The sequence below is a fragment of the Candidatus Velamenicoccus archaeovorus genome, from assembly GCF_004102945.1.
In the GTDB taxonomy this organism is placed as follows: domain Bacteria; phylum Omnitrophota; class Gorgyraeia; order Velamenicoccales; family Velamenicoccaceae; genus Velamenicoccus; species Velamenicoccus archaeovorus.
In genome coordinates this window covers 1,025,147-1,038,279 of sequence record NZ_CP019384.1, presented here as the reverse complement: position 1 = coordinate 1,038,279, position 13,133 = coordinate 1,025,147, and the positions used below count along the sequence as shown (strand labels likewise).

Here is a 13,133-nt window from a genome sequence, read left to right as displayed (position 1 = left end):
CTGTGCGTAAACAGGGCTTCGAAAGAAATCTTCATGGCCCATTCCGATTTCGTCCATCTGCACCTCCACACCCAGTTCAGCCTCCTTGACGGCGCCTGCCGTATCAAAGAATTAATCGCCAAAGCTGTTGAATTCAGGATGCCGGCTATCGCCGTGACGGACCATGGCAATATGTTCGGTTCCATCGATTTTTATTCCGAGGCTACAAAGCAGGGCATCAAGCCCATCATCGGTTGTGAAGTCTATATCGCCCAGAAGGGCCGCTTTGACAGGTCCGAGTCTTTGAGCGAGGGGTCGAACCATTTCATCCTCCTGGCCAAAGATGAGGAGGGCTACAGGAATCTTTCCAAGCTGGTCTCCCTGGGATATATCGAAGGATATTATTACCGGCCTCGCATCGACAAGGAGATCCTGGCGCAGTATTGCCGCGGCCTGATCGGTTCCAGCGCCTGTCTTAAAGGCGAGCTGGCCTGCCTGATCACAGCCAATCGCCTCAACGACGCGATCAAGGCCGCGGACGAATTCTCGTGCATGTTCGGCAGGGACAATTTTTACCTGGAGCTCCAGGAGAATTTTATCCCCGAACAGACTGTCGTCAACGAAGGCCTGCTCAAGATCGCCCATGAATTAAACCTGCCCGTCATAGCCACCAACGACGTCCACTATTTGAATAAGAAAAGCGCGGCATCCCACGAGGCGTTGTTGTGTATCCAGACCCAGACGACTTTGGATGATCCCAACCGCATGCGGTTTCAGACCCAGGAATTTTATTTCAAGAGTCCGCAGGAAATGAAAGACCTGTTCGCTTATTGTCCGGAAGCCATCCGCAATACGATCGAAGTCGCCAACCGCTGCAACCTGGTCCTGGAGTTCGGCAAGCCTCACCTGCCTCAATACACGCCGCCGGCCGGCAAGACAGGGGAGATATATTTGAGGGAGCTTTGCGATGAAGGGCTTAAGAAGCGCTATGGCGGAAAAGTCACGCCGGCTATCCGCCAAAGACTGGAGCATGAGCTGGCCACGATCAAGCAGATGGGGTTCATCAGTTATTTTCTTATTGTCTGGGATTTTATCCATTACGCGAAAAGCAAAGGGATCCCCGTCGGGCCTGGCCGCGGATCGGCTGCCGGCAGCCTGGTGAGTTATCTTCTGGGGATAACGGAACTCGACCCTTTAAGGTATAAGCTGCTTTTTGAAAGGTTCCTGAATCCCGAGCGCGTGGGGTTGCCGGATATCGATATCGATTTTTGTTTCGAACGCCGCCAGGAAGTCATCGATTACGTCAATCAGAAGTACGGCAAGGAGAACGTCGCCCAGATCATCACTTTTGGAACGATGCTGGCGCGCGCCGTCATCCGCGACGTCGGCCGCGTGATGGCCGTTCCTTACGCGGACGTCGACCGGATCGCCAAACTTGTTCCGCCAGAACTGGGCATCACCCTCGACGATGCCCTGAAGACAGACGAACTCAAAAACCTCTATGAAAACAATGCCCAGGTGCGTCAATTACTGGATACGGCCAAGGACCTTGAAGGGCTTTCGCGGCACGCCTCGGTGCACGCGGCGGGCGTCGTCATCGGCGACAAGCCTTTGGATACCTATATGCCGCTGTGCAAGCTTGACGACGATCAGGTGACGTCCGGTTTTTCCATGAAGGCGCTTGAAAAGATCGGCTTGCTCAAGATGGATTTTCTGGGGCTGAGGACGCTGACGGTTATCGCCGAGGCCTTAAAGATCATCAAGAGGACCAAGAATGTCGATATCGACATTGATGCCGTTTCCCTGGAGGACAAGAAGACCTTTGGACTTCTGGCCTCGGCCCAGACGATCGGCGTCTTCCAGCTGGAAAGCGCAGGGATGCGCGATCTTTTGCGTAAGCTCAACCCGAGCCTTTTTGAGGATTTGATCGCCTTGCTCGCGCTTTATCGGCCGGGCCCTATCGGTTCGGGCATGCTCGATGATTTCATCCAGCGTAAACACGGCCTCAAGCCCATCGTCTACGACCACCCGAAAATGGAGAGCATCCTGAAAGACACCTACGGGATCATGGTGTATCAGGAACAGGTCATGCAGATTGCCTCGGCCCTCGCCGGTTTCAGCATGGCGCAAGCGGATTTGCTGCGTCGCGCCATGGCCAAAAAGATCCCTGAGGAGATGGATAAGCAGCGCCATTTGTTTGTCGAGGGATGTATCAAGAACAAGATCGACAAGAGGATAGCGACCAAGGTGTTCGATCTCATCGATTATTTTTCCGGCTATGGTTTTAACAGGAGTCATTCGGCCGCCTATGCCGTGATCTCTTACCGCACGGCTTACCTGAAGGCGAATTACCCTGTTGAATTCATGACGGCGCTTCTGACAAGCGAAAAAGAAAATACGGACAAGGTCGTCGAATACGTCAAAGAGGCCAACCGCATGGGCATCACCGTCTTGAATCCGACGGTCAACGAGAGCTATTCCAAGTTCACGGTTGAGAATCAGACGAGCATCCGCTTCGGGCTCCTGGCCGTCAAAAATGTAGGCAAGGGGGCGATAGACTCTATTGTTGAGGCCAGGCAAAAGGATGGGCCGTTTGAGAACCTGGAAGACTTCTGCCAGCATGTGGATCTGAGGCTTGTAAACCGCAAAGTGGTGGAGAGCCTCATTAAATGCGGCGCCATGGATACCTTTAAATTCCGCCGCAGCCAATTGATGACTATCCTGCAGGAGTGCCTGGATTATTCGGCCAAGGCCCATAAAGACCGCAGTTCAGGCCAGATGTCTTTTTTTGATACCGATTTTTCTGCCGACGCCGGCTTTAAGAGATTCCAGGTCAAGGTGCCCGATATCAAGGAATGGCCGGAACTTCAGCTCTTGTCATTCGAAAAAGAGATATTGGGATTTTATATTAGTGGGCATCCCTTGGTGCGGTATGAGCATCTACTGGAGAGGTTTTCTTCCTGTTCGATTTCGAAGTTGTCGGAACTTAAAGACGGACAGGATGTTACCATCGTTGGCTTGATCAATAAGATCAAGATCACGACGACCCGCCAAAAAGCAGAAAAAATGGCCATCCTGAGAGTGGAAGACTTGACAGGTCTTCTCGAAGTTCTTGTTTTCCCAAATACTTATAAACAGGTGTCGCGTTACCTTATTGCCAATAACGTCGTGATGATCAAGGGAAGGCTGTCTCTGCGGGAAGAGATGCCTAAAATCCTGGCTGCCGACGTGACTCCTATTGAAGAGGCCTATCGCGCCATCTCTTCGATATCCATTGATCTGTCTGGCGTTAAGGAAAATATCATGCAGGTATTAAAGGAAAAACTTTCCCTCTCGCCGGGAAATGTACCTGTTTACCTTCATCTGGGTTCCGAAAACAATCGGAAGCTTCGTATCCTGGTCGCCAGGGACCTTTTTGTCCAGCCGAGGCAAGAACTTTTTAATGATATTGAGGAGCTCATCGGCACGCAAAGATTTCAATTGACGATGTAACTCTTTCATGGTACGCTACTTATAAAAATAGAGCTTCCTCACCTCTAGAAAGGAGGGTGATGATCATGACTAAGAAAGACATTGTTTTAAAGATTGCTGACGAGACGGGGATCAAACAGATTGATGTTAAAAAGGTTGTGCAAAAAACCTTTGACCATATTATCGCCAGTCTTGTCCGCGGGGAAAAGGTTGAGTTGCGTAACTTCGGTGTTTTCAAGCTGAAAGAAAGGCGCAGCCGCACAGGAAGGAATCCCAGGACAGGCCAAGTAGTCCCGGTTCCGGCGAGGAAGGTCGTTGTTTTTAAATCCGGCCTGGAGATGAAAAAACTGATTAAATAGTTGTAAGACTTTAGGTTACTCTTTGCTTATACGCTTGTAAATTTCTTCACCGTCCGGCTGAACCGGACGTCTTGAAATTTACGGCCTGGCAAAACAAAGTTTTGCCGAAGCTCGCCTGCCTGCCGGCAGGCAGGAAGTTAACCCCGTAAGGAATAAAATCCATTATACGCGAAGTTAAGGAGAGTGTTATGCCGCAGGTAGGCAAGGTGAAGTGGTTCTCTGCCCCAAAAGGGTATGGTTTTATCGAATGTGAAGATGGGCAGGATGTGTTCGTTCATTTTTCAGCGATCAAAAGCGAAGGGTATAAGACGCTCGAAGAGGGTCAAAAGGTCCAATTCGATATCGTTCAGGGAGAAAAGGGTCCTCAGGCCAAAGATGTCGTGAAGATCTGATCAAAACCAAGTTTTCAATTCAAAGGCGGGCCGCTGTTTGTCCGCCTTTTCAAGCCTTACAAGGCATTTATCTGTCCCATGCTTTTCAAAACCCCACGCGGTACAAAAGATATCCTGCCGCCTGAAACAATCCTTTGGCAGACCATCGAAGGTCAGGCGAAGCGTATTTTTTCCCTTTATGCCTTTCAGGAGATACGGACCCCTGTGATCGAAGAGACAGGGCTTTTTTTACGTTCTCTGGGAGACCTTTCTGACATCGTCCAGAAACAGATGTTCCTTATCAAAAAGGAGAGCGATTCATTTGTTTTGAGGCCGGAGGCCACGGCTTCCGTGATCCGCGCCTATATCGAGAGCGGCACTTACCACACGTCTCCGCTTGTCAAATGGTTTTATATCGGTCCGATGTTCCGTGCCGAAAGGCCCCAGAAGGGGCGTTTGCGCCAGTTCCATCACATAGGGTGCGAAGCCATCGGTTCTTACAGCCCCGGCCTGGACGCCGAGCTGATACGGCTGGCTGTTCATATCCTGCGCGAAGCCGGTATCAGCGGCTTCGAAGTTGCCGTCAATACGCTGGGCTGCGCGAATGATAAAAAACGTCTGGCGATAAACCTCAAGGAAGTCCTTTTGCCGAAGAAGCAAATGTTTTGCGAAGATTGCCAGGGTCGCATGGAGCGCAATGTCTTTCGCGTCCTGGATTGCAAGAATGCGCAGTGCCGGGAGAACGTCGCCGCTTTGTCCATCGACACAGGGCGCGTCTGCCAGGATTGCCGGGATCATTTTGAGTCTGTCAAGAAGGCCCTTGCGGCCTTCGGCGTTACTTTCAGGGTCGATCCGCTTTTGGTCCGCGGCCTGGATTATTATACAAAGACCGTTTTTGAGATCAAGCATCCCGGTCTGGGGGCTCAGGATGCCATCGGCGCAGGCGGCCGCTATGATAATCTGGTCGGAGAGCTGGGGGGGCCAGAAAAAGGGGCAGTCGGGTTTGCATTGGGCGTCGAGAGGATGCTTTTGGCCAGAGGATCCAAGGAGGAGAATGGGGTCGAGGGGTTGGATTGTTATATCATCGGCCTGGGAGATGCGACCGCGGCCAAGTGCCAAGGACTTATGAATACTTTGCGCGAAGCGGGGATTGCGACCGATACGGATTATACAGACGGGTCTTTGAAATCGGCTTTGAGGAAGGCAGGGGCATTGAAAGCCAAGACCTGTGTCATCGTGGGAGACAATGAGCTGGCCAAGGGCGTAGGACTTTTGAAGGATATGATGAAAAGGACCCAGATCGAGGTGCCCCTGGACCGGATCGTCCAGCAGGTAAAGGAAACTTTATGTTGAGGACACATACGTGCGGTGAGTTAAAAAAGGAGCACGCCAGCCAGGTCGTCGTGCTTTGCGGCTGGGTGCATAGGCGCCGCGATCATGGAAAGCTTATTTTTATTGATTTGAGGGACCGTTACGGCTATACGCAGGTGATGTTCAGCCCTAAGGATTCCCCCCAGGCGCACCGTTTGGCGACAGACCTGCGCGCCGAATTCGCTGTGCGTCTCAAGGGCCTGGTGAACCTCCGGCCGAAGAGCAATATCAATCCTGATATTCCGACGGGTGAGATCGAGCTGATCGCCCAGGAGCTCGAAATATTGAATCCGTCTCTGACGCCGCCGTTTGAGATTGCGGACGATCTCGTGTTGTCCGAAGACGTGCGTCTGCCGTATCGGTATCTGGATCTGCGCCGTCCCGCGATGTTCAAGCTTTTGTCCGCCCGGCACCAATTGAACCGTCTGATGCGCGAGTTCCTCAGCAATGAAGGCTTTATTGAGGTGGAGACGCCTATTTTGACCAAGTCTACCCCGGAAGGCGCACGGGATTACCTCGTGCCGTCCCGCGTCAACCCGGGAAAATTTTTCGCCCTGCCGCAGTCGCCGCAGCTTTTTAAACAGCTTTTGATGGTGTCCGGATTCGACCGTTATTTCCAGATCGCCAAATGTTTCAGGGATGAAGACCTGCGGGCGGACCGCCAGCCGGAATTCACCCAGATGGACATGGAGATGTCGTTTGTGGAGGAGGAGGATATATTTTCCATTTCCGAGAAGATGTTTGTTCTTGTTTTGAAGGAGCTTAAAGGCGTGACGCTGACGACGCCGTTCCCGCGCATCAGCTATAAGGAGGCGATGGAGACATACGGCTGCGATAAGCCGGACTTGCGTCGCAACAAAGAGGATGCCGGCGAATTCTCTTTCGTCTGGGTCGTCGATTTCCCTCTTTTCAAATACGACGATGAAGAAAAGAGATGGGACAGCGAGCACCATCCTTTTACGGCGCCTCATCCCGAAGATATCGGTTTGCTTGAGTCCGGGGACCTTGGCCGCATCCGTTCGCGTTCGTACGATCTTGTGCTGAACGGTAATGAGATCTCCAGCGGTTCCATCAGGATCCACGACCAGGCGCTGCAGCACAAGATCTTCGAGATCCTGCGTATCCCGCAGGACGAGATTGATGCCCGCTTCGGGTTTTTGCTTGAGGCTTTCAAATACGGGGCTCCGCCTCACGGCGGCATCGCGTTCGGGCTCGACAGGATCTTGTCGATTTTCTTCGGCACAGAGAGCATCAGGGATATCATTGCGTTTCCTAAAACACAAAAGGCTGTCTGTCCCCTAACACAGGCGCCTTCGGATGTCACCGACAAGCAACTCAAAGAATTGCACATCAGAAGCGTTGCGCCGAAGGGGAAGGAATAAAGGAATTGACTCTGCGCGGCCTAAAGCTCCGCCCTTTAGGGCGGAGAGTGTTGTGGCCGCTTAGAGGTACCCGAAACAGGCCGAGGAATATAGGGGTGACCTTGACTCCTTGTGTAAGCAGCTAACCCAGAAGGGGGAGACCTTTGCATGCCGCAGAAAGCTGCACCCCGCTTTAATAGGATAAGCGGGTGCGTCCCCCTGGACGGCATACCGCCACAGAAAGTGGCGCACTTGCCGGTCCGATGAGGCAGGGTGTGGCTCATCCGATTGAGCCGGGTAATACCGAATAAGCGAAGGGTCTAACCCACAAGGGGGTAGACCTGCGCAATTCCGAATAAGCGAAGGGTCTAACCTACAAGGGGTAGACCTGCGCAATTCCGAATAAGCGGAGGGTCTAATCCCGCCAGAGGCGGAAGGTTAAAGGAAAGAAACGTTACTCCTCGCGTTTGCATCTTGTCAATATCTGGCTGCGACCAGTCCTCGTAGAACTCGGACGGGCATCCAGATATTTCCAAGATACGCTGCCGCAGAAAGTGGCACACCGGCCATCCGATGAGGCCGGGTGGAGGAGTTAACCCAGAAAGGGTAGACCTCCGCATTCCACATAGCGGAGGGTCTAATCCCGCCAGAGGCGGAATTAAGGAGGATGACAATGAAGAAGGGTGCGGTTGGAATATGGGTTGTTGTTTTTGCTCTTGCGGCCGTTTCGGGTTGCGCCCGGGTGCGTACCTACACGGTTGAGAAGGAACGTGTCGATCAGGATTTGAGTTCTGGGAATGCAGGCTATTTGACGGGTGCATCTCATGAAGACCTCCAGGCCGGCAGGAAGCTGACGCGCACGACCTACGTTGCCGAGGTGGAGCTTGGAAAAAAGCCTGGTCAGAGGCCTAAAGGCAAGAAGCCGAAATATGAAAAATGTCCCATGGCCATGGAGAATCAAGAGGGCGCTACCGAAGAGATGACGACGGAAATTCCGGCCATGGCGGCCCCCGCAGGCGCCACAGCACCCAAGGAACCCGTGACGTATACGGTTGCGGCGAACGACACGCTGCAGAAGATATCGATGAAATTTTACGGGACGACCAAGAAGTGGAAAGTGATTTTTGAGGCCAACAAGCAAGCGCTGAAGAGCCCGGACAAGATTTACGCCGGCCAGGTCATCAAAATCCCGCAGGAATGAGAAGGGAAGCCCGGATTGGAATGACCAACAACCAAAGTGTTGTTTGATGATTGGATTTTGGTGATTGGTTATTGTTTGGTGATTGTATCTTGGAATTTGGTTATTTTGTGAGGAAGGGAACATGTTCAGGGTTGTCAGACTGGAGAGCCAGAAGGAAACGCAGGATTTTTTCGGCTTGCACGACGAAAACGCGCGCTTGATTGAACAGGAGTATCATGTCAAGATCTCTTCGCGTCCCGACGGGTTGCGTGTCAGCGGTTCCAACAAAGGGAGGCTTGAGAAGGCGATCCGCGTCATCGAGAATTTCCTCCAGCTTATCCGCACCCACCGGGATGCCGATAAGCGCGAGCTTGAATTGATCATAAGGTCCTTGAGCGGGGCCAAGAAGGAATGGAAGGCATCGGATTTCCGTTTCCCCCAGGATTTCAGGGATGTGGCCAAGAAAGAAAAGGTCGCATCCCCCAAAACAAAAGGACAGCAGGAATATGCGGATGCCATCCGTCGCAACGATATCGTTTTCGGCATCGGTCCCGCGGGAACGGGAAAGACCTATCTGGCCATGGCCATGGCGGTCTCGGAGCTTAATTCCGGCAGGGTCCGCAGGATCATTCTGACGCGTCCGGCCCTCGAGGCAGGGGAAAGCCTTGGTTTCTTGCCCGGAGACATGCATCAGAAACTCTCGCCTTACTTGAGGCCTCTTTACGACGCCCTCTATGACATGATGGAGGCGGAAAAGATCGAGAAGTTCCTGGAAACGGGGATCATTGAGGTTGCGCCCCTGGCTTATATGCGCGGCCGCACGCTTAATGATGCCTTTATTATTCTTGATGAAGCGCAGAATTGCACGCCGGAGCAGTTGAAGATGTTTTTGACCCGTCTAGGATTTGATTCCAAGGCGGTGATTACCGGCGACATCACGCAGAGCGATCTGCCCGGCGGAAAACCGATCGGCCTGGTCCAGGCGCTGGAGCTTCTCAATGATATCCAGGGGATCAAGATCAGCTATTTGACGGGCGAGGACGTTGTGCGCCACGAGCTGGTCCAGAGGGTCATCGAAGCCTATGATAAAGCACAGAGACATAACGATTAAAGATGCGCTTTTCTTTTTCGGCGGGATCGTTTTCCTGGCCTTTTATGGGATCCAGACGGATATTCCTTTGCTGGCGATCCTTATGTTCGCGCTCTTGGCGGTTTATCTGTTGGTCTTGAGCCGGCGATTCGAGGACAAACGGTATAATTTCCTTTCTCTTGGTTTTCTTTTTCTTCTCGGCGCCGCCATGGCGATTTTCTTCAAGGAATACACGGTGCTGTCGCCCTATTATATCCCCGTCGCGGCGGTCGTGATGCTGGTTTCTCTTCTCTATCACGATCTCGAGCTGTCGTTGATATTCGCGGTCCTTTTGAGTTTTTTTGTCGGCATGATCTTCGGGGGAGACATTTATCTGTCGGGCGTCCTTTTCCTCGGGTGCCTCCTGGGCGCCCTCTATGTATGGCAGGCCCGCCGCCGTTCCCGCATCATCACGGCGGGGTTTTTTGTCGGAGCGATCCAGAGCCTGGCCGTGTTGACTTTTTTCCAGCACACCTCTTTAAGGGGGGTTCCGATCGTCCGTTTCTGCATGGCGCCTTTTCTGAACGGCATCATTTCCTCCTTTCTCGTCGCCGGCCTTCTGCCGGTTTTCGAATATCTATTCAGGGTCGTGACTAATATCAGCCTTCTGGAGCTGGCCGATTTCAACCACCCCTTGCTTAAGCGCCTCGTGTTTGAGGCGCCCGGAACCTATCATCACAGCTTGATGGTCGGCAATCTCGCCGAGGTAGCATCCGAGGCCGTGGGGGCCAATGCGCTTCTGGCGAGAGTCGGTGCTTATTATCACGACATTGGAAAGCTGGAAAAACCTGAATATTTCAGCGAGAACCAGGACAAGTGCGCCAGCAAGCATGATACCTTGAGCGCCTCTATGAGCAAGCTGGTCATCATGGAACACGTCAAGGCCGGCGTGGAACTCGCCAGAAAAAACCGGGTGAACAACACGATCACGGCATTCATCCGCCAGCATCACGGCACAAGCCTCGTTTATTATTTCTACCGCAGGGCTTTGGAGTCCGGCGGCGACGAAAGGGAGCTGAGCGAAGAGGTTTTCCGCTATCCCGGCCCCAAGCCCGAGACGAAAGAGACGGCCATCGTACTTTTGGCGGATTCGGCGGAGGCCGCCTGCAGGACCCTCGAGGAGCCGACGGCCGAACGGATCGCCGACATGGTGCATCGCGTCATCAATAACAAGTTCATTGACGGACAACTGGATGCTTGTGATTTGACGTTGAGAGACTTGGAGAAGATCGCGACGATTTTTATCCATATCCTGGGCGCTTTTTACCACTCCCGCATCGATTATCCTGACCAAGGTGAAGCGACGAAAAAACCATAAACGCCTGTTTTGCGCGGCGACCCGCCGGCCATGTCTGGCTGTACTGCGCCGGGGCGTCTGCATTGATATCCGCAACCGTTCACGCAAGGCCGTGCCGCCGGATGGGACGATCCGGCGTGTTGTGGGCCGCGTGCTTGCGGCCGAGGGAGTGCGTAACGCCCATCTCTCCATTCAATTCGTCGATGATGGTTTTATCGAAAAACTGAACCGGCTGTTCAAGGGTGCGTCCCGGCCGACGGATGTTTTGAGTTTCGACCTATCGGGGCAAGGGACGGCTGATTTTGTTTTTGCCGACGTCGTCGTTTCCGTCCAGACGGCCCATCGGACAGCCGCGCGCCTGGACATCAACCCCGCGCAAGAAATCCTGCGTTATGTCATCCACGGCCTATTGCATCTTTTGGGCTACGACGATCTGACGCCGCGCACGCGCCGAAAGATGTGGCGCCGCCAGGAAGAACTCGTGCGCGGTCTTTCGTCTCAACGGTGAATCCGGACCATGATCTGTGCGACGCCCGCAGTCGTTTTAAGGACTTTTGATTTCCGCGAGACCAGCAAGATCGCGGTTTTTTTTACGCGCGATTTCGGCAAGGTCAAAGGGGTCCTCAAGGGGATCCGCCGCGACCCGCGTAAATTCGGTTCCAGCCTGCCGTTATTGTCGCTCAACCACATCGTTTTTTATAGAAAGCGTCATTCCGAGATCCACCTTGTGGGCCAATGCGATCTCCTGGACGACTTTGAGATCAGGGGAGATGATCTAAGGAGCTTCAGCTATGCCCATTTTTGTTCCGAGCTCATGGATCTCTTGATGCCCTTGGAAGACGCCAATCCTGCGGTTTTTGCTTTGGTCCTGGAATTCCTGCGGGCCCTCAAAAAACCTCCCCATGACATGCGCAACGTTTTTATGATCAAGATCCTGGCGCTTTCGGGTTTTAAGCCTCATTTTGATTCCTGCCTTTCTTGTGAAACTCCATTGACCTCCGAGGCCTTTTTTAGCCTTCAGAAAGGCGGCCTCTTGTGCCGCAGGTGTCTTTCGGCCGATTTTGCTTCAGCGGCCGTCCTTCCAGGGACGATCGCCTCCATCCTTTATATTGAGCGGTCGTCGTGGGTCGATTGCCTGCGGTTGAAGCTGATGCCGGGTGTGCGCAGACAGCTTGAAGAGATCTTGCACTGTTTTGTGCGTTTTCATGTCGGAAAGGCCATGAAAACCCGCGAGAAGATCCATGAAATTCTTGACCTTTAGGTTTATTGGCCTTTGTCTATAGAATCGTACGCTTGGAAGCCCGAGTTTTGGCTGTATGCGAGGGCGCGACGACGAAGGCGTATCCGCTGCGATACGCCGAGGAGGAGCAACGAAGCAGATGGACAAAAGACGGGCTTCCCCTTCTGAGCTGGACCCTCCTCAAAGTGGAATGCGGAGGTCCGCCCTTTGTGGGCTGGACCCTCCTCAAAGTGGAATGCGGAGGTCCGCCCTTTGTGGGCTGGACGCTTTTGGGCTGCGACGGCGTCGCTCGTCCTTGGCGTAGTGCTGCGACTACGCTGGCGTCCTCGCTCCTTGTCTCGCACCAAAATCGTCGCAGCCAAGCACGCGATTCTATAGACAAAGGTCAATAACTATGTTATGTTAAGCGGAAAGCAGATGAGGGATCCATGAAAATTGTCGTCGTCGGACCAGGGGCCATGGGGCTGTTGCTCTACGGTTTGCTGTCCAAAACCAGGCACGAAGTCTTGGTCTTGGATAAGAATCCGGCGAGGGCCGCTTTGCTTGCCAAGAACGGCATCCGGATCGAAGGTCTCATGAATGCAAAATTTGCGGACGTCCAGATAACAACGGATGCGACCGCAGGCAGGGATGCCGATTTTTGGTTCGTTTGCGTCAAGTCCTATGATACGAAATCCGTCATTCGTGCCATCTCGTCTCATGTGGGTGCGCAGGGTTTTATCGTATCGTTCCAAAACGGCGCAGGCAATGTTGAGCTCTTGTCGGATGCCTTCGGGGAATCGCGGGTTGTCCTCGCCGTCACCAATCTTGGCGCGACACTTACAGAGGAAGGCGTGAGTCGCTATGCGGGCGAGGGAGATGTGATCCTCGGCCGCGCTGACGGTTCCCTGGGCGCCGAGCTCAAAACGCTGAGAGAGCTTTTCCAGAAAACGAAGCTGGCCGTAAAATTGTCGCGCGACATTCATGCCGTCCTTTGGTCTAAACTCATCATTAACGCCGGCATCAATGCGGTTGCGGCCGTGACGCGCTTGACGAACGGCAGGATCATGGCTTACGAAGGTTCCCGTCGCATCGCCGAGGGCGCCATCACGGAAGCGCACAAGGTCGCCAAGCGCAAACGCATCAAGCTTCTTTATGACGACGTGCTGGCTAAGGCCGAATCCGTCTGCGAGGCGACGGCCGAGAATGTCTCCAGCATGCTCGCCGATGTCCTGCGAAAAAAACCGACAGAGATAGACGCCATCAACGGCGCCATCGTGCGCCAGGCCCAGAGCCTCGGCATTAAAACGCCGGTGAACGCGCTCTTGGTTGATTTGATCAAGACGATAGAATCCAGTTACGCCCAAGAGGTGGAAGTTTAAGGTCCAATCGGGGG

General features: G+C 53.3%; 11 protein-coding genes. All 11 read left to right on the top strand.

What is annotated here, in order from left to right; genetic code table 11:
* Window positions 1–33 precede the first annotated feature (33 nt).
* The 11 genes from BU251_RS04640 to BU251_RS04590 all read left to right on the top strand — a co-directional run bounded on the left by BU251_RS04640 (window position 34) and on the right by BU251_RS04590 (window position 13,119).
* Window positions 34–3,471 (top strand): DNA polymerase III subunit alpha, encoded by a 3,438-nt coding sequence (locus BU251_RS04640; protein ID WP_128699729.1) that lies wholly within the window; start codon window positions 34–36, stop codon window positions 3,469–3,471.
* Window positions 3,472–3,536: 65 nt separating this feature from the next.
* Window positions 3,537–3,809 (top strand): HU family DNA-binding protein, encoded by a 273-nt coding sequence (locus BU251_RS04635; RefSeq protein ID WP_228767775.1) that lies wholly within the window; start codon window positions 3,537–3,539, stop codon window positions 3,807–3,809.
* 188 nt (window positions 3,810–3,997) lie between these two features.
* Window positions 3,998–4,201 carry a cold shock domain-containing protein gene (locus BU251_RS04630; protein ID WP_128699727.1) on the top strand — a complete coding sequence of 68 codons (204 nt, stop codon included), beginning with the start codon at window positions 3,998–4,000 and terminating at the stop codon, window positions 4,199–4,201.
* A gap of 78 nt (window positions 4,202–4,279) precedes the next feature.
* Window positions 4,280–5,533, top strand: coding sequence for a histidine--tRNA ligase (gene hisS, locus BU251_RS04625; RefSeq protein ID WP_128699726.1), 1,254 nt, complete (start codon window positions 4,280–4,282; stop codon window positions 5,531–5,533).
* The gene (aspS, locus tag BU251_RS04620) at window positions 5,527–6,933 is read left to right on the top strand and encodes an aspartate--tRNA ligase (protein ID WP_128699725.1); all 1,407 of its coding nucleotides are present in this window, start codon (window positions 5,527–5,529) and stop codon (window positions 6,931–6,933) included. The genes hisS and aspS overlap by 7 nt, the downstream gene beginning before the upstream one ends.
* 652 nt (window positions 6,934–7,585) lie before the next feature.
* On the top strand, window positions 7,586–8,113 hold the full coding sequence (locus tag BU251_RS09525) for a LysM peptidoglycan-binding domain-containing protein (protein WP_228767774.1): 528 nt from the start codon (window positions 7,586–7,588) through the stop codon (window positions 8,111–8,113).
* A 121-nt stretch (window positions 8,114–8,234) separates the two neighbouring features.
* Complete coding sequence (locus BU251_RS04610; RefSeq protein WP_128699723.1) at window positions 8,235–9,203, top strand: PhoH family protein; 969 nt, start codon at window positions 8,235–8,237, stop codon at window positions 9,201–9,203.
* Window positions 9,175–10,539, top strand: coding sequence for an HD family phosphohydrolase (locus BU251_RS04605; RefSeq protein WP_128699722.1), 1,365 nt, complete (start codon window positions 9,175–9,177; stop codon window positions 10,537–10,539). Before BU251_RS04610 ends, BU251_RS04605 begins: the two co-directional genes overlap by 29 nt.
* Entirely contained in the window at window positions 10,517–11,026 is a 510-nt protein-coding gene (ybeY, locus tag BU251_RS04600) for an rRNA maturation RNase YbeY (protein ID WP_164908869.1), read from the top strand. The genes BU251_RS04605 and ybeY overlap by 23 nt, the downstream gene beginning before the upstream one ends.
* Window positions 11,027–11,035: 9 nt before the next feature.
* Window positions 11,036–11,779, top strand: coding sequence for a DNA repair protein RecO (recO, locus tag BU251_RS04595; RefSeq protein ID WP_128699720.1), 744 nt, complete (start codon window positions 11,036–11,038; stop codon window positions 11,777–11,779).
* Window positions 11,780–12,186: 407 nt separating this feature from the next.
* Window positions 12,187–13,119 carry a ketopantoate reductase family protein gene (locus BU251_RS04590; protein ID WP_128699719.1) on the top strand — a complete coding sequence of 311 codons (933 nt, stop codon included), beginning with the start codon at window positions 12,187–12,189 and terminating at the stop codon, window positions 13,117–13,119.
* Window positions 13,120–13,133: the final 14 nt, after the last annotated feature.

What these genes read in the sequence shown, in the direction of transcription:
- BU251_RS04640 (WP_128699729.1), top strand. Translation starts at nt 34, where the DNA reads ATGGCCCATTCCGATTTCGTCCATCTGCACCTCCACACCCAGTTCAGC.
- BU251_RS04635 (WP_228767775.1), top strand. Translation starts at nt 3,537, where the DNA reads ATGACTAAGAAAGACATTGTTTTAAAGATTGCTGACGAGACGGGGATC.
- BU251_RS04630 (WP_128699727.1), top strand. Translation starts at nt 3,998, where the DNA reads ATGCCGCAGGTAGGCAAGGTGAAGTGGTTCTCTGCCCCAAAAGGGTAT.
- hisS (WP_128699726.1), top strand. Translation starts at nt 4,280, where the DNA reads ATGCTTTTCAAAACCCCACGCGGTACAAAAGATATCCTGCCGCCTGAA.
- aspS (WP_128699725.1), top strand. Translation starts at nt 5,527, where the DNA reads ATGTTGAGGACACATACGTGCGGTGAGTTAAAAAAGGAGCACGCCAGC.
- BU251_RS09525 (WP_228767774.1), top strand. Translation starts at nt 7,586, where the DNA reads ATGAAGAAGGGTGCGGTTGGAATATGGGTTGTTGTTTTTGCTCTTGCG.
- BU251_RS04610 (WP_128699723.1), top strand. Translation starts at nt 8,235, where the DNA reads ATGTTCAGGGTTGTCAGACTGGAGAGCCAGAAGGAAACGCAGGATTTT.
- BU251_RS04605 (WP_128699722.1), top strand. Translation starts at nt 9,175, where the DNA reads ATGATAAAGCACAGAGACATAACGATTAAAGATGCGCTTTTCTTTTTC.
- recO (WP_128699720.1), top strand. Translation starts at nt 11,036, where the DNA reads ATGATCTGTGCGACGCCCGCAGTCGTTTTAAGGACTTTTGATTTCCGC.
- BU251_RS04590 (WP_128699719.1), top strand. Translation starts at nt 12,187, where the DNA reads ATGAAAATTGTCGTCGTCGGACCAGGGGCCATGGGGCTGTTGCTCTAC.